Consider the following 15,507-nt stretch of genomic DNA (forward strand, 5'->3'; position numbering starts at 1 on the left):
TTTTTTTTTAAAATTTTTAAGAATTTAATTTCGAATATCTATTACAAGCTCGTCGTAAGCTAAAAAAACGTTCTCAGGTAGTTTTTGTTGTACATCGTCATGAAAACCTAAATGATGACTTATATGTGTTAAATATGCTTTTTTAGGCTTTAACTCCAAAATAACGGCAAGTGCTTCATCTAAAGTAAAATGAGAAATGTGCTCTTTTATTTGCAAGGCATTAATAACAAGAACCTCCAGATTTTGAAGCTTTTGTTTTTCAGCTTCGGCAATAGATTTCATATCGGTTAGGTAGGCGAAATTCCCAAATCGATATCCAAAAACAGGGAGTTTATAATGCAACCCTTCAACCGGAATAATGGTTAAATTATTTATATTAAATGGTTTGTTTTTAACCTCATTTTCAATGAGGTTTGGAACGCCAGGGTATTTTTTTTCAGTAGTAAAGATATAAGCAAAACGTTGGTGGAGTTGCTCTAACACACGTTGGTGTGCATAGATGTTAATGTCTCCCTGACGAAAAAAAAACGGGCGCATATCGTCCAGTCCAGCAGTGTGGTCTGCATGCTCATGTGTAAATAAAAAAGCATCAATTTTATCAGGATTCGCACGTAACATTTGTTGCCTAAAATCTGGCCCACAATCTACTACAAATGTATAACCTTCCCATTCTACCATAATAGAAACACGCAACCGTTTATCTTTACTATTAGTACTTAAACAAACAGGATGAGTGCTACCAATTACTGGTATCCCTTGCGAAGTTCCTGTGCCTAAAAATGTGATTTTCAATAGTCTTTTATTTCTCACAAAAGTAAGTTATTTTTTTTGTTTGGTTTACTAATTTGGTACCTTTGTAATTAAAGTAAATCAACGCCACCTACTATGGAAATTACACTAAAGGGAGATAAAAATATTGAAAGTATTCCGTCGCTAAAAGACAAAGCGCTTCGTATTAATTTAAACGAAAATGTTTATGGAACTTTCTCCGAAATTGGTGCTGGACAAGAGACTGTACGCCAATTCTTTAGAGCTGGTGGTGGTTCTGGAACCATTGCAAAAGCAATGTCTGCTTATGATAAAGATTTTAGTGATGCTATTTATGGTATTGAAGACGATAAGCGATATGTAACAGAAGCCCGTTTGCGTAAAATGCTGGATCACGAAATTAACTTAATCGAGCAGCGTATTACAAGAGATAAGCATCCAAATAAACTGTTTTTTAGTTATGCCAATACGGTGGCGACTATAGATTTTGCAAAAAAATATAAAGGACATGGTTGGGTTGGTATTAAATACCAAATAGAGCCTGAACAAGAATATAATGAAATTGTTTTACACATTCGTTTTAAAGAAAACGATGCACGTTTACAACAAGAAACATTAGGGAAATTAGGAACTAACCTAATTTATGGTGCTTTTTACAAATATAACCAACCAAGAAAATTACTACGTTATTTATACGATCATTTAGACAAAGACCAATTAGAAATTGACACCATTAATTTCTCTGGTCCTGTGTTTTCTAATGTAGATAATCGTTTAATGAGTTTGCAACTTGTTAAAAACGGAATGACAGATGCCGTAATGTTTGCGCCAGATGGAAATAATGTCCTGCCTGCAAGAGTACTTTACAAACGTAATATTTTAGCGTTACGTGGTAGTTTTAGACCGGTTACTAAGGTTAATATGGATATGTACGAAAAATCTTTAGAAATGTTTCTAAAGGAAAACAAAGTGGAAGAAGATAAAACACAAGTTATTTTCGAAATTACACTTTCTAATTTACGTGCAGAAGGCGAAATTGACGAGCAGGATTTTATGGATCGTGCTAAATTACTTTGCTCTTTAGGTCAAACCGTGTTAATTTCTAACTTTCAGGAATATTATAAATTGGTAGAATACTTTTCTCAATATTCTAAGGCGAGAATGGGCTTAGCCATGGGTGTAAACAATTTAGTAGATATTTTCGATGAGAAATATTACAGGCATTTAAGTGGTGGTATTTTAGAGGCTTTTGGTAAACTCTTTTTTAAAGATTTACGCGTGTATCTCTACCCAATGCAAAACGAAGATGGCACATTAACTACAAGCGATAACTTAAAGGTACACCCACGAATGAAAGAGCTGTATAAGTTCTTTAAATATAATGGCAAAGTAGTTGATATTACAGACTACGACCCTAATACATTAAACGTTTTCTCAAGAACGGTTTTAAGTATGATTGCTAAGAACGAAGAAGGTTGGCAAACTATGCTACCTGAAGGTGTAAGCAACTTAATTATGGAAAAAAGTCTGTTTGGTTGTGAAACCGAAGAGATTCATAATCGTGAGTAATCTGGCTGTTTTCTCTATGTAGTATTATTAATAAAAGTGTTTTTTAATATTTATTTGCTAAGCAGTCGTATTTATAGTTCAAAACAATCAATTAAATGATTAGAAATATGAGTCGCAATTCTCATTTCTTAGCATTTGCTTTATTTAATTGAAAAGGAAAGCATTTTAGCACCTGGTTTTTATTTCTGGAACTTAAGCTAAACCATTTATAAATCCAATGGTTTCGGTATTAAAAGTCTCTGGTTGTTCTACATTAACAACATGCCCGCAATTTTTAATAATAAAGAGAGAAGACTGTATGTGCGAAGCAACAATATTTTTTATAGAAGGTAAAAACAAATGGTCTTCTTCTCCCATGACATAAAGCGTTGGTATCTTAATATCCTTTGCTCTAAAGAAACGCAATAACGGATTTATTTCGGATGTTAATTTAAACCAACGTACAAATTCTTTCTGGTACAGTTTTTTAGCTTCGTTAACAAATAGTGAACGTGACTTTTTATGGTTTTTACGTGGCATAATAATAAATGCAAAAAACCTGTATAATAACATGTAAGGCACTACCGATTTAAATACCACTCCAAGTTTCATGAGTACTTGCGAACGGAAATTTAATTTCATAATCGCACCACCCATAATCATACTTTGTACACGATGTGGATGATTTTCAGCAAGGTTTCTAATTAATATTGTACCTAAAGAAATACCAACAAAATGAGATTTTTCAATTTTCAAATGGTCTATTACCTCCACAATATCGTTAGTAATAGAATCAAAAGTATATTTATTATTAAAAGCATCTTTTAATGCTGGTTTAGAGTTTCCGTGTCCACGTAAATCTAAAACCAAAACATTAAACTGTGCACCAAAACTACGAATTTGCTTAAACCAAATAGACGAGCTACCTCCTGCTCCATGCACGAAAGTCACCCAGTCTGTGGCTGTCTTATGTAAATACGTAGTATAGTTTAACATTTACTAAATTTAGACAAATTCTTTTAATACCTCTATAACATAATCTATTTCTGCTTTCGTATTGAATTTACAAAAAGAAAACCTTAAGGACGGTTTCTGCATATCCTCATAACACAAAATTTGTGACAACACATGAGAGCCCTTTGTACTTCCACTCTGGCAAGCACTTCCTTTTGAACAAGCAATGCCTTTTAAATCTAATTGAAATAATAATATTGGGGCTTTTTCTGGTGCTATTGGCAAACAAACATTAACAACTGTGTATGTACTATTTTGCAAGTCGGCAGATGCACCATTAAAAGTTGCTTCTGGAAAAGCATTGGTTATAGATTGTATAAAATATTGCTTTAAGGTAGTAATATAGGCACGTTCTTCAACTAAATTTTCATAAGACAGTTTTAGTGCTTCTTCCATACCTACAATATTATGCACAGCCTCTGTCCCTGCACGAGAACCTCGCTCCTGCTCGCCTCCAAAAATTAAAGGCTTTATACCTGTGTTCTTTCTTATATAGGCAAACCCAGCACCTTTTGGTCCGTGAAATTTATGCGCACTTGCAGCAAGAAAGTCCACTTGTACCTCCTGTAAATCAAGCTCGTAATGCCCTACAGACTGCACAGCATCGGTATGAAACAACGTATTATCAGCCTTACACAACGCACCTACACGCTTGATATCTAAAATATTTCCAATCTCATTATTAACGTGCATTAAACTCACTAATTTTTTCTTTGGAGATTGTAGTAATGTTTCTAAATGTGAAAAATCGATGTTTCCTTTATCGTCTAAGTCTATATACATTACGGTAATACCATATTCGCGTTCTAACTGGTTAACAGTGTATAAAACGGCATGATGCTCGATACGTGAAGTAATAATAGTTTCAACACCTAAATCTCTAACTGCACTTCGTAGAGCTAAATTATCTGACTCTGTACCACCTGATGTAAAAATTATTTCGGAAGCAGAACAGTTAAGCTGTTTTGCAATTGTTTTTCTGGCATTTTCAATAATCGATTTTGAAGAACGTCCAAAACTATGCGTCGAAGATGCATTGCCATAACATTCGAGCATTACAGTGGTCATTGTATCTACTACTTCTGACCTTAATTGCGTTGTTGCTGCGCTATCAAAATATACTTGTTTCATTATTTTGGGAAAACTTTAATATTTGCTATCAATCTACTGTAAAGGCTTAATTAAAAAGAAAATGGAGCCATTAAGCGCTGCCAAAAATAAGCCAAATAAAATTAATTACCATAAGCTGCGTTGTCATTTAGACAATTCTGTTATTTTTGTTCAATAATCTACGATATATGCGATTAATTTTCTCTTTTATAGCTTTAGCTTTTCTTTTTACCAGTTGTGATGATGGTGACATAATTACTGCAGAATTAGATTTCGATGATACTTTTAGTATTTGCGGCGAATTGGTGTGCTATAAAATTAAAACAGAGCCGAGCGAATCGCTATCGGTTGTAATAAATACAACTATTGAAACATTACTTGAAACCGAAGAAGATGCAGACAATCCATTGTTAATTACTTTGGTTAACAATAATCCTACGTTTCTTACTGGCTCTGGTAACCAATTTAATTACAGAACCTACAATAATACTGTAACAGGTAATGCGTTTTGTAGTGCGGTTCCACCTTCAGATTTAAGCATCACTAACGATTACAGCTCAGATGTAGGTGCTGTTTTTACTATCGAACTTACAGAAGACGATAACGATGGTATTCCTGCAGAGCTGGAAGATATAAATGGTGATGGCGATTTAGATAATGACGATACAGATGGCGATGGTTTACCAAATTATCTGGATGCAGACGACGATGGCGATAATGTAAACACAAGTGTTGAAATGCCTAACTACTCTGTAGAATTTCAGCTTACACAAGCTTTAGATACAGATGGTGATGGTATACCTAATTATCTTGATACAGACGATGATAATGATGGCGTACCAACAATTAATGAAGAAGGTGTAAGCACTCCAAACCAAAATCCTGCAGACGATATTACCGATAATACTGTTGGCGCAGATTATTTAAATGCAGATGTTGTTAATAACGTGCCTGCAACAGCTTATAGATCGCATACAATTACTCAAGAGTTTCAAGTATACCTTCAATTAACAAATGTTAATATCTCGATATTAACTCAGGACATATTAGAATTTGGTTTTTTAAACGCAAGCGAAACAACAAGCTCAAGAACTGTAACGCCAACATTTTAGTAACAGCATAAAGCCGTTTTAAGGCTTAACATTTTGGTAGATATAGACTTCTGTTGCGCCTTGTCCGTATTTTTTGTAGTCGGCTTCGTAGAATTTTACATTATTATAGCGATTAAATAAATATTCCAGCTCCAGTTTTAATGTCCCTTCGCCAACTCCATGAATAAATACAATTTTTTGTATTTTCTTTTGCATTGCAAATTCTAACTTATGCTTAGCCGTATCAAGCTGAATAAGTTTTTTATCATGGCTGGTTAATCCTTTTTCAGATTTTACTAATTGATGAATATGTAAATCGACTTCCATGGTAGGTTGAAAACGCTCTTTTGGTTTTACCTTCGGAATAGCTTTTCGCTTGTCAGATTTTTTTTCAGAAAGAACCTCGCTTAAGCTCTTACTTTTAAACACTTCTGTTTTAAGCGTATTATCCTCTTTTTTTACAATTTCGGAAGCGTTGAAGGATAACTCGAAACCATCAGTATCTTCTATAGTTATAACGCTACCCGAAATATCAATAATTTCACCAGATAGCGCTTCATCTAAAACATACACAAAATCTCCTATTTTAAAGTTCATTCTTCCTCATCTTTAATTACATAGTCGTTTTTTGGAGGCTTACTTGTTAAATTTAAATTAATCATAAAAACACCACCCATGAGCGAAATGATACCTAATACTAAGAGTAAGGTATTTTGTTTTTCTTCAGCATTAGCATAAATAGCAATACCTCCTCCAAGAAGGATTAAACAGTAACTTATTATACTTTTTAATGTCATGATTCTAATTTAAAAAACGCTAAGATATAGATTTCTATTCATATAAAAACCTCGAAAGCCTTGGTCCTTTAGAGAAAAAGGTTTTTTAAGAGTGCAACTGTAAGGTTTTAAATTACTATGCTGAAAAATTAAGAATTAACGGTCTAACTAACAGGCAAAATTTATATATATACATCTGGTTACTTTTATATTTAGAGAATAATTATAATTTAATAAAATACAAATAAAGCTGCCGCCTTAAATAGCTCCTTTTTTTTATATTATTTTTACATTTGTCATCTATGGATATACTACAAGAACAATATATGCTACCTTGTTTAAACAAAAAACTTTTTGGTTTTGAGTGCATGGGCTGTGGCTTGCAACGTAGTATTAGTTTCTTGTTACAAGGCGAGTTTTTAGCGGCTTTTAAAATGTATCCTGCTATTTATGCTCTTATTCCTTTAGCACTTCTTATTGTAACTTCTTTTTTTTACAAGTTTAAGTACATTAATAAAATTATTAATACACTTGCTATAGTTTCAGTTTTAATAATTATTATTAGTTTTATAGTCAAGAAATTAATTTAAACCAACTCACTCATGAAGAAAAAACTCAATCCAACTTTAATTTACGTATTATCAATTTTAGGCTTCTTATGCTGCTGTTTCGGTGGTTTAGGGGTGTTATTATCTGGTCCAGCTTATTTCATGGCTGGAAGCAAAATTAAAGCGGCACAACTTAATCCTGAAGCTTATGAAGGTGATATAAAAGCTATGGAAACAGCAAAAATTATTGCTATGGTAGTTACCATTATTAATATCCTTTATTTAGCGTACACTATTTATCAAATATCAACTGTTGGTTGGGATGAAATGATGGAACAGTCAAGACAAATAATGGAGCAATACGAAACCCAATCTTCTCAATAAAACTAATTATAATTAACATAAAAGCCTTTCAAAAATTAATTTTGAAAGGCTTTTTAAATTATGATAACTATAATATTACTTCTCGAACGCTTTTAAAGTGTTTGTGATTATTGATACACAATCCATTAATTGCTCTTTGGTCATCACTAAAGGTGGTGCAAAACGAATAATATTACCATGTGTTGGTTTTGCTAACAATCCATTATCTCTTAATGCTATACATATGTTCCACGCTGTATCACTTTCTTCGGTATCGTTAATTAAGATGGCATTTAACAAACCTTTTCCTCTTACTCCATTGACAATCGTTGATGTCTCTATGTATTTAGCCATCTCTGCTCTAAATACTTCCCCTAAAACCTGAGCGTTTTCGGCTAAATTTTCATCTTTAATAACCTCTAAAGCTGCCATACCAACTGCTGCTGCCACTGGATTTCCGCCAAACGTACTCCCATGGTTTCCTGGTTTGATAACGTTCATCACAGCATCGTTTGCTAAAACTGCAGAAACAGGATAGGCACCACCAGATAAGGCTTTACCTAAAATTAAGATATCGGCTTTTACTTCTGGAGTGCCAGAGCAATGTTTATCTGCACAGGTACAATTACCGCAAGTAGCTAATAAACGCCCAGTTCTTGCAATACCTGTCTGTACTTCGTCTGCAATAAATAAAACGTTATGTTTTTCGCATAAGGCTTTTGCTTTAGCTAAATACCCTTCACTTGGCACATAAACGCCAGCTTCGCCTTGAATTGGCTCTACTAAAAATCCTGCAACATTTTTGTTTTGGTTTAGTGCTTCTTCCAATGCCTGTAAATTATCGTATTCAATTTTTATAAATCCTTTGGTGTAAGGTCCAAAATTTTTACGCGCTACGGGATCATTAGAAAAGGAAATGATGGTTGTTGTTCTTCCGTGGAAGTTGTTTTCGCAAACTATTATTTCGGCTTTATTTTCATCGATACCTTTTACTTCGTAAGCCCATTTTCTACATAGCTTTAAAGCGGTTTCCACAGCCTCGGCACCAGTATTCATTGGTAACAATTTATCGTAGTTAAACGTTTCTGTTGCGTACTTTTCAAACTTACCAAGCATATCGTTGTAAAATGCTCGTGATGTAAGTGTTAGTGTTTGTGATTGTTTGGTCATTGCGCCAACAATTTTTGGGTGACAATGTCCTTGGTTTACTGCAGAATACGCCGAAAGAAAATCGTAATACTGTTTGCCTTCTACGTCCCAAACATGTACACCTTCCCCTCTACTTAATACTACTGGCAGCGGATGATAATTGTGTGCGCCATACTGGTTCTCTAAATCCATCGCTTCTTGCGATGTTAATTGTTCTAAAACAGCCATTTTAAATGTGTTTAATTGTTAAAAAAAAGCCATTCCTTATCTACCTTTTTCCTTTCGAAGTGTCGAAAATTCAGCGTGGGAAAGAAATCATCCCTAAGAGTTGCAAATTACTAAATAATACCAGCTAATTAAAATTTTTACGAAGTGTTTTTTACTACTAAAAAAGAACCTACTTTTGCACCTATGGCAAGAAAAAAAAATAGAAAGCAAGTTTTTACTAACGTCGAAGTTATAGACGCGGCTGCAAAAGGAAAGACGGTTGCTAAAGCACCAGACGGAAAAGTAATTTTTCTACCTAACGCAGTGCCTGGAGATGTAGTAGATGTGCAAACATTTAAAAAACGTAAAGCCTATTACGAGGGTAAAGCCACAGTTTTTCATACATTAAGTGATAAGAGAACGACGCCTGAATGCCAGCACTTTGGCGTTTGTGGTGGTTGCAAATGGCAGGATATGGCCTATGAGCATCAATTATTTTATAAGCAAAAAGAAGTTACCAATAACTTAACGCGAATAGGACATATTGAATTACCGGAAGTCACACCTATTAAAGGCTCGGCCGAACACTATTTCTATAGAAATAAAATGGAATTCTCTTTTAGCGATAGTCGCTGGCTAACGCTCGAAGAAATACAAAGTGACGCAGATTTGGGAGATAGAAATGCTTTAGGTTTTCATATTCCTGGTATGTGGGACAAAATTTTAGATATTAAAAAGTGTCATTTACAAGAAGACCCTTCAAACGCTATTAGAAACAGCATTAAAACTTTTGCTATAGATAATGGTTTGGAGTTTTTTAATACCAGAAATCAAACAGGTTTATTACGAACATTAATGATTAGGACCTCTTCGACTGGCGATATTATGGTTTTAGTTCAGTTTTTTAAAGACGATAAACAAAAACGTGAGTTACTGTTAGATTACGTTGCAGAGGCTTTTCCGCAGATCACCTCTTTACAATACGTAATTAACGAAAAAGCTAACGATACCATTTACGATCAGGAAGTGATTTGCTACAAAGGCGAAGACCATATCTTTGAGGAAATGGAAGGCCTAAAATTTAAAATAAACGCTAAATCTTTTTACCAAACTAATTCTGCACAAGCTTACGAGCTATATAAATTAACCCGTGAATTTGCTGGATTAAAAGGCGAAGAACTTGTTTACGATTTATACACTGGAACAGGAACCATTGCTCAGTTTATTGCCAAGAAAGCAAAAAAAGTAATTGGTGTAGAGGCTGTACCAGACGCTATTACTGCTGCCAAAGAGAATGCACAATTTAATGGTATTAATAACGTTGAATTTTATGTTGGTGATATGAAAAATGTCTTTAACGAGCAGTTTATAAATACTCATGGAAAACCAGATGTTATTATTACAGACCCTCCAAGAGATGGCATGCATAAAGACGTTGTTAAACAAATACTAAACATTGCTCCAGAAAAAGTAGTTTATGTAAGTTGCAATAGTGCAACACAAGCCAGAGATTTGCAATTAATGGATACTGTTTATAAAGTGACTAAAACACAGGCTGTAGATATGTTCCCACAAACGCACCATGTTGAAAATATTGTGTTACTTGAAAAGCGTTAATTAATTACGTGTTTGTAAAGAATGATTTATACATAGTTTAATGAAAAAAATAGCCATCCTTCTCTTTTTAGCCCTTGCTTTTAGTTGCGAGCGAGACGATTTGTGTAGCGAAGAAACACTTACTACGCCTCGCATGGTTGTTGAATTTAGAGATCTTGTTTTAAACGAAAACATAAAAGTTGTTACAGGAATACGCGTTGAAGATGCTATCGATAGTACTCGTGTTTTAACAGGTTACAACGGCACAAGTGTAAACCAGATTATTCTTCCTCTAAAAACCGATGCAGACACTACGCAATATCGTGTATATGAAGATTATAATGTAGCGGACGATGGTACCATTGAAGGGAATCCTGATGTGATAACAATAACTTATACACGTGAAGATCTTTACGTATCGCGCGCATGTGGTTATAAAACAGTTTATAGAAACGTAATAATTACAATAGAACCCGATGCAGACAACTGGATGGATTTTGCTGCTCCAGAAAACGACAATCAATCTGTAATAAATGAAGATGAAATACACTATACAATACGCCATTAGTACTCTTGTAATACTTTTTAGCGTGCTTGTAAGTGCGCAGGAAGAAGAAACAAAAGTAGTCGATTCTGTAAAATACAGCCAAAAATATGGGCTGCGTGTTGGTGCAGATGTTGGTAAACTTATTCGTACTGCTGTTGATGACGAATACAAAGGTTTTGAAATTAACGGTGACTTTAGGCTTACAAAAAAACTATACCTCGCTGCAGAATTGGGCACCGAAGAAAAAACAACAGCTACAGATTTTTTAGACGTTACAGCCAATGGTAGCTACATTAAAGCTGGTGTAGATTACAATATGTTTAATAATTGGTTAAACATGAATAATATGATTTACAGTGGCTTTAGAGTTGGTTTTAGCACCTTTTCTCAAACCAGAAACAGTTATACTATTTATAACCAAAATCAATTTTGGCAACCACAATTTACAAATACTGAAAGTGTTGAATTTGGCGGACTCTCCGCTTCTTGGTTAGAACTTATTATTGGTATTAAAGCCGAAGTCTTAAACAATCTCTTTGTGGGTATTAATGCGCAATTAAAAGGTACGCTTTCTGAAAAGAATCCAGGAAACTTTGAAAATCTATACATTCCTGGTTTTAATAAAACTTACGATAGTGGTAATTTTGGTGTTGGATATGGTTATACAATTTCTTATTTTATTCCTATATTTAAGAAAAACAAATAATGGATAAGGAAGCCATTGCCGATTTATTAGAAGATACCCACAACAAACTTTATCAATTTCTGGAATCTCAAGATCCTGAAAAATGGCAATATGCACCAGAAGGAAAATGGACGACTGGACAGCATACCTTACATTTATTACAAAGCATTAAAGCTTTAAATGATGCTTTAAGTTTACCAAAGTTTATATTGAAGTTTAAGTTTGGAAAAGCCAACAGACCTGTTCGCAATTATAATACGGTTACCAATAGATATAATGAGCGTTTGGCAGAGGTTTCTGGTAAAACGTTTGGACCATCGAAAAACATGAAAATCCCATCATTGAAGGATAAAAATTATTTGTTAGACCGAATTAAAGCCGAAAACAAAAAGCTTCAATACAAAACGAAAAAATGGAGCGATAACGACTTAAATAGTTACATTTTACCGCATCCGCTTATGGGAAAAATGCCTGTAAGGGAACTCGTAATGTGGACGGCATACCATGTGCAACATCACACAAACACATTGGAAGAAAAGTATTAACGGTTACCACCGAAGCTATTAAACTGTGAAAGTACAATAGCTACAGTAGTATCTTTTAAAATTGTATTTACCGTTTTAAAACGAGGTTTATAAGCACTTGTAATTGCCCAAATGTATTTAGTTTTTTCTGGAAAATTGTTTCTTAAAACATTATAATCTTCAAAGCTGGAAGATATTCCTATTTCCGGTTGGGCTTTTAGAATTGAATCGATATAAGCAATTTCGGTTTTTAAATCTTTGGCAGCATAATTAATTAATCCTGGTTTTAAATAATAACTGGTTTTGTATCCAAAAGTTACGAAATCTACAAGCGTTTCGGGTTGTTGTGTTTCAATTAGTATCTTATTTTTCGGGTAATTTTTTTTATCGAATAAAGCATTCAGCTTAAAAAGAATAGCTTCTGCATTTGTCGTGTCTAACTTTTTAATGTCTAACCATAAAAACGGAAACGTGTTAGCTTCTATTTGTTCTAAATAGCTTTTAAACGTTAATCCAATAGTTTTGTCTGGAGGATGGTTAACTTCCAGAAAATCTTCTTTGGCATGATAGACTAAGTCTAATTCAACACCATTAAAATATTTTAAAGCTTCTTTTTGCTTTTGAAGGCTGTTTACTTTGTGTGGAAAAACTTTGTCATAATGTCCTAAAAACTCTATGCGTCTTGGACTGTATTTATATAAAAATCCTATAATTAGCAAGCAGAACAGTGCGAAGATGAATATTTTCCTACCTTTTGTCATAGTCTTCTCCTTGCTTAATTAATCTTGGTTTTTTCTTAAAATAAGAACTAAATATACTTTTTTCAGCATTAAACTCATCAAAAGAAATATTACTAATTTCGGAAAAAGAATGTATAAAATCATCTAAAACGTATGGTCGCCTAACTAAGCTATCACTTTTAATCAATTCTGGATTCTTTAGTTTATAGTCTTTAGAAAACCAGACAATAAAAGGTACTTCGTACATTGGTGGTGTCGCGTGATATTCGTTATGCCCTACAAAATCGAATGTATCGAACACATCATCACCATGGTCTGATAAATACAAAACATAGCTGTTTTCGTCTTTACGTCTCACCTCCTCTATTATTTCACGTAGCACAAAATCGTTGTACAGTGTAGCATTATCGTACTCGTTTATTAATGTAATGGCACGTTTGTGTTTAAATGGGCTTGCTTCCCTTTCTGTGTTAAAAACCTGATAAGCTTTTGGGTAACGCCTTAAATACCGTGAATGATTGCCTATTAAATGTAAGAAAATCATTTTTTTATTTGCCTTATTATTTAATGCCTTCTGTAAATATGGTAGTAGCTTTTCATCATATATATCGTAACCCGAATGGTCTGTAGCAATAAAATTTTTGTGTTTTGCGGCACTACCAATTAAGGTTGGTATGCTTTCGTGTAATCCAACAGGTTTTTGATTGGAAATCCAAAACGTCTCGAAACCAGCTTTGTTTGCCAACTGTACAATCGAAGCGTTTTCTTTCTTGTTAGGATTGTTGTAATCTGACAGCGTTAAAATTTTATCTAAAGCCACGATGGTGTGCACATTTGGAGTGATAACGCTATCGAAAATGAGTAGTTCGTTTTTTATCTCAGTTAATTTAGGATTCGTTTCCCGCTCATAACCATACAACTGCATATGCCAGTTGGAAATAGACTCACCAATAACCACAACATAGGTTTGCTGCTCGTTTAAAGTAGTAACTCTTTGTAATGCGTTTGTGTCTTCTTTCGCTAAAGTTTCTTTTAAATTAGCTTTTGCTGTTTTATAATCTTGATAAGAAATTAAGCTATTTAAAACTAAATTTTCTCTGGATAATTTATAATAAATACAAAAAGCTGAAATGAATATTGTACCAATACATAAGTACTTTAAAGACTTAGAAATGGTAAAATTTGAAATTTGAGTTTTTCTACTATAAAAAACAGAAATAATAAGTACAACGGTAAATAATAAGAGTAAACCAATAATCTTGATATTAAAATAATTTGTAACAAAATCTGAAGCTTCGGTTGCATTTGTTTCAAAAATCACGAATAAGGCCGAAGCACTCAATTTAACACCATAATTAATGTAAAAACTTAACTTTATAAAGGCTAATACCGATAATAGAAACCACAAAAACCACTGTACTTTATTTCTATTGTTAAATAGTAACGCGAGTGCAAGACAGATAAGCGTTAAAAAACCAAAAGCTATAATTTCTTTTAAATAGCCTCGCGTGTATGGCATAACAAACCAACCTAAAACGATTACCAACAACCATGGTAAACTCAAAAACAGAGTTAAACGAGATATAGGTTTTAGATTTGTTCTTAAGTCTTTAATCACAATAAGTTAATTGTTCATATACTTACCTTTTTTACTCCCTTCGTACATAACGTATTTCACCAAACGCGATTCTAACTTGGCATTCATTAATTTAATTTTACGCGAAGGACGTAAGCCTACATGTTTTAAAGCCTCTAAGTTCGAGGTAATAAACCAGGCGTCTGTATTTGGATAATTTTGTTTTAAGGTATCGCCAATATTTTTATAAAAACTTTCCATTTCTATATCTAAGCGCTCGCCATAAGGTGGATTAAATACCATGTGTAGCTTATTCTCTCCTGCTTTTTGCGTCTTAAAAAAATCTTCATGCTTTATAGTAATAAACTCGTCTAAATGTGCATTTTTGACATTGTCTTTTGCTTTAGCAACTGCACTTGGTGACTTATCATAACCAATAATTTTATGGTGAAAATCTCTGGTTTTCTTTAAAAGGGATTCTTCAATTTTTTCAAACAATTCTACATCCCAATCGTTCCAGCGCTCAAACGCAAATTCTTTACGCATTAAATTTGGTGGAATATTACAGGCTATCATGGCTGCTTCGGCTAAAATAGTCCCACTACCACACATTGGGTCCATAAAATCTGTTTGGCCATCCCAACCAGAAAGCATAATTAAACCCGCTGCTAAAACCTCGTTAATTGGCGCAATATTAGTAGCAGATTTGTAACCACGTTTGTGTAACGATTCTCCCGACGTATCCAGAGAAATAGTACAAACCGACCGGTCTATATGTACATTAATTTTTAAATCTGGAAAACGTAAATCGACGTTGGGTCTTTCGCCAGTGTCATCTCGAAATTTATCGACAATTGCATCTTTAACCTTCAATGCTGTGTATTGCGAATGGGTAAAAGCCTTAGAATGCACTGTAGCATCTATTGCCAGTGTTCCAGAAGATTTCATGTATTTATCCCACTTCATTTTATACACATTGGTGTACAAATCCTTTTCATTATTCACACGAAACGTTTGTATGGGCTTTAAAATTTTTATGGCTGTTCTAATGCCTAAATTAGCCTTGTACATAAACCCTTTGTCGCCAACAAAACTAACGTTTCGCACACCTTGTTTTACATTTTGTGCACCAAGTTGCGTGAGTTCTTTTGCTAATATGTCTTCAAAACCAAATAAAGTTTTGGCTACCATTTTGAAATTATCTTCCATTATTTTCGTCTAATACAAGGCAAAAATACTCTATTTTTGTTCGAACACGTAATAAA

17 protein-coding genes are annotated in these 15,507 nt (G+C 33.8%); 8 read left to right on the forward strand and 9 right to left on the reverse strand.

Annotated elements, in window-relative coordinates:
* Positions 1 to 24 precede the first annotated feature (24 nt).
* Positions 25 to 792, reverse strand: coding sequence for an MBL fold metallo-hydrolase (locus tag ACVC43_RS11865; RefSeq protein ID WP_452224812.1), 768 nt, complete (start codon positions 790 to 792; stop codon positions 25 to 27).
* Between the two features lie 93 nt (positions 793 to 885).
* On the opposite strand from ACVC43_RS11865, the gene ACVC43_RS11870 reads away from it, so the two are divergent.
* Positions 886 to 2,337, forward strand: coding sequence for a TonB-dependent receptor (locus ACVC43_RS11870; RefSeq protein WP_452224742.1), 1,452 nt, complete (start codon positions 886 to 888; stop codon positions 2,335 to 2,337).
* Between the two features lie 192 nt (positions 2,338 to 2,529).
* On the opposite strand, the gene ACVC43_RS11875 is transcribed toward ACVC43_RS11870, so the two are convergent.
* The gene (locus tag ACVC43_RS11875; RefSeq protein ID WP_452224743.1) at positions 2,530 to 3,312 is read right to left on the reverse strand and encodes an alpha/beta fold hydrolase; all 783 of its coding nucleotides are present in this window, start codon (positions 3,310 to 3,312) and stop codon (positions 2,530 to 2,532) included.
* Positions 3,313 to 3,321: 9 nt separating this feature from the next.
* The gene (locus ACVC43_RS11880) at positions 3,322 to 4,461 is read right to left on the reverse strand and encodes a cysteine desulfurase family protein (RefSeq protein ID WP_452224744.1); all 1,140 of its coding nucleotides are present in this window, start codon (positions 4,459 to 4,461) and stop codon (positions 3,322 to 3,324) included.
* A 167-nt stretch (positions 4,462 to 4,628) separates the two neighbouring features.
* On the opposite strand from ACVC43_RS11880, the gene ACVC43_RS11885 reads away from it, so the two are divergent.
* Positions 4,629 to 5,552, forward strand: coding sequence for a hypothetical protein (locus ACVC43_RS11885; RefSeq protein WP_452224745.1), 924 nt, complete (start codon positions 4,629 to 4,631; stop codon positions 5,550 to 5,552).
* A gap of 18 nt (positions 5,553 to 5,570) precedes the next feature.
* On the opposite strand, the gene ACVC43_RS11890 is transcribed toward ACVC43_RS11885, so the two are convergent.
* Positions 5,571 to 6,128 carry a Smr/MutS family protein gene (locus ACVC43_RS11890; RefSeq protein WP_452224746.1) on the reverse strand — a complete coding sequence of 186 codons (558 nt, stop codon included), beginning with the start codon at positions 6,126 to 6,128 and terminating at the stop codon, positions 5,571 to 5,573.
* Entirely contained in the window at positions 6,125 to 6,328 is a 204-nt protein-coding gene (locus tag ACVC43_RS11895) for a hypothetical protein (protein WP_452224747.1), read from the reverse strand. The genes ACVC43_RS11890 and ACVC43_RS11895 overlap by 4 nt, the downstream gene beginning before the upstream one ends.
* A 281-nt stretch (positions 6,329 to 6,609) precedes the next feature.
* Here ACVC43_RS11895 and ACVC43_RS11900 point away from each other — a divergent pair, with 281 nt between their 5' ends.
* Together ACVC43_RS11900 and ACVC43_RS11905 are read left to right on the forward strand one after the other, a co-directional pair.
* On the forward strand, positions 6,610 to 6,897 hold the full coding sequence (locus ACVC43_RS11900; RefSeq protein WP_452224748.1) for a DUF2752 domain-containing protein: 288 nt from the start codon (positions 6,610 to 6,612) through the stop codon (positions 6,895 to 6,897).
* A gap of 12 nt (positions 6,898 to 6,909) precedes the next feature.
* Positions 6,910 to 7,239, forward strand: a complete 330-nt coding sequence (locus tag ACVC43_RS11905) for a CCC motif membrane protein (RefSeq protein ID WP_452224749.1) — start codon at positions 6,910 to 6,912, stop codon at positions 7,237 to 7,239.
* Positions 7,240 to 7,314: 75 nt separating this feature from the next.
* On the opposite strand, the gene rocD is transcribed toward ACVC43_RS11905, so the two are convergent.
* Positions 7,315 to 8,595, reverse strand: a complete 1,281-nt coding sequence (gene rocD, locus ACVC43_RS11910; RefSeq protein ID WP_452224750.1) for an ornithine--oxo-acid transaminase — start codon at positions 8,593 to 8,595, stop codon at positions 7,315 to 7,317.
* A 183-nt stretch (positions 8,596 to 8,778) separates the two neighbouring features.
* Between rocD and rlmD the strand changes: the two genes are divergently transcribed.
* Genes rlmD through ACVC43_RS11930 form a run of 4 tightly spaced genes read left to right on the forward strand, consistent with a single transcriptional unit; the run spans position 8,779 to position 11,947 of the window.
* Complete coding sequence (rlmD, locus tag ACVC43_RS11915) at positions 8,779 to 10,191, forward strand: 23S rRNA (uracil(1939)-C(5))-methyltransferase RlmD (protein WP_452224751.1); 1,413 nt, start codon at positions 8,779 to 8,781, stop codon at positions 10,189 to 10,191.
* A 40-nt stretch (positions 10,192 to 10,231) separates the two neighbouring features.
* On the forward strand, positions 10,232 to 10,738 hold the full coding sequence (locus tag ACVC43_RS11920; protein ID WP_452224752.1) for a DUF6452 family protein: 507 nt from the start codon (positions 10,232 to 10,234) through the stop codon (positions 10,736 to 10,738).
* The gene (locus tag ACVC43_RS11925; RefSeq protein ID WP_452224753.1) at positions 10,710 to 11,423 is read left to right on the forward strand and encodes a DUF6048 family protein; all 714 of its coding nucleotides are present in this window, start codon (positions 10,710 to 10,712) and stop codon (positions 11,421 to 11,423) included. Before ACVC43_RS11920 ends, ACVC43_RS11925 begins: the two co-directional genes overlap by 29 nt.
* Positions 11,423 to 11,947 carry a DinB family protein gene (locus ACVC43_RS11930; protein WP_452224754.1) on the forward strand — a complete coding sequence of 175 codons (525 nt, stop codon included), beginning with the start codon at positions 11,423 to 11,425 and terminating at the stop codon, positions 11,945 to 11,947. The genes ACVC43_RS11925 and ACVC43_RS11930 overlap by 1 nt, the downstream gene beginning before the upstream one ends.
* Here ACVC43_RS11930 and ACVC43_RS11935 read toward each other — a convergent pair.
* From ACVC43_RS11935 to ACVC43_RS11945, 3 genes are read right to left on the reverse strand one after another with little or no spacing between them, the layout of a single operon-like run.
* Positions 11,944 to 12,687 (reverse strand): hypothetical protein, encoded by a 744-nt coding sequence (locus tag ACVC43_RS11935; RefSeq protein WP_452224755.1) that lies wholly within the window; start codon positions 12,685 to 12,687, stop codon positions 11,944 to 11,946. The two genes, ACVC43_RS11930 and ACVC43_RS11935, sit on opposite strands and share 4 nt — an antisense overlap.
* Positions 12,674 to 14,284 (reverse strand): sulfatase-like hydrolase/transferase, encoded by a 1,611-nt coding sequence (locus tag ACVC43_RS11940; protein ID WP_452224756.1) that lies wholly within the window; start codon positions 14,282 to 14,284, stop codon positions 12,674 to 12,676. Before ACVC43_RS11940 ends, ACVC43_RS11935 begins: the two co-directional genes overlap by 14 nt.
* A gap of 6 nt (positions 14,285 to 14,290) precedes the next feature.
* A complete protein-coding gene (locus ACVC43_RS11945; protein ID WP_452224757.1) occupies positions 14,291 to 15,451 on the reverse strand; it encodes a THUMP domain-containing class I SAM-dependent RNA methyltransferase in 1,161 nt (386 codons plus the stop codon).
* Positions 15,452 to 15,507 lie beyond the last annotated feature (56 nt).

This window comes from Lacinutrix chionoecetis (assembly GCF_053604665.1).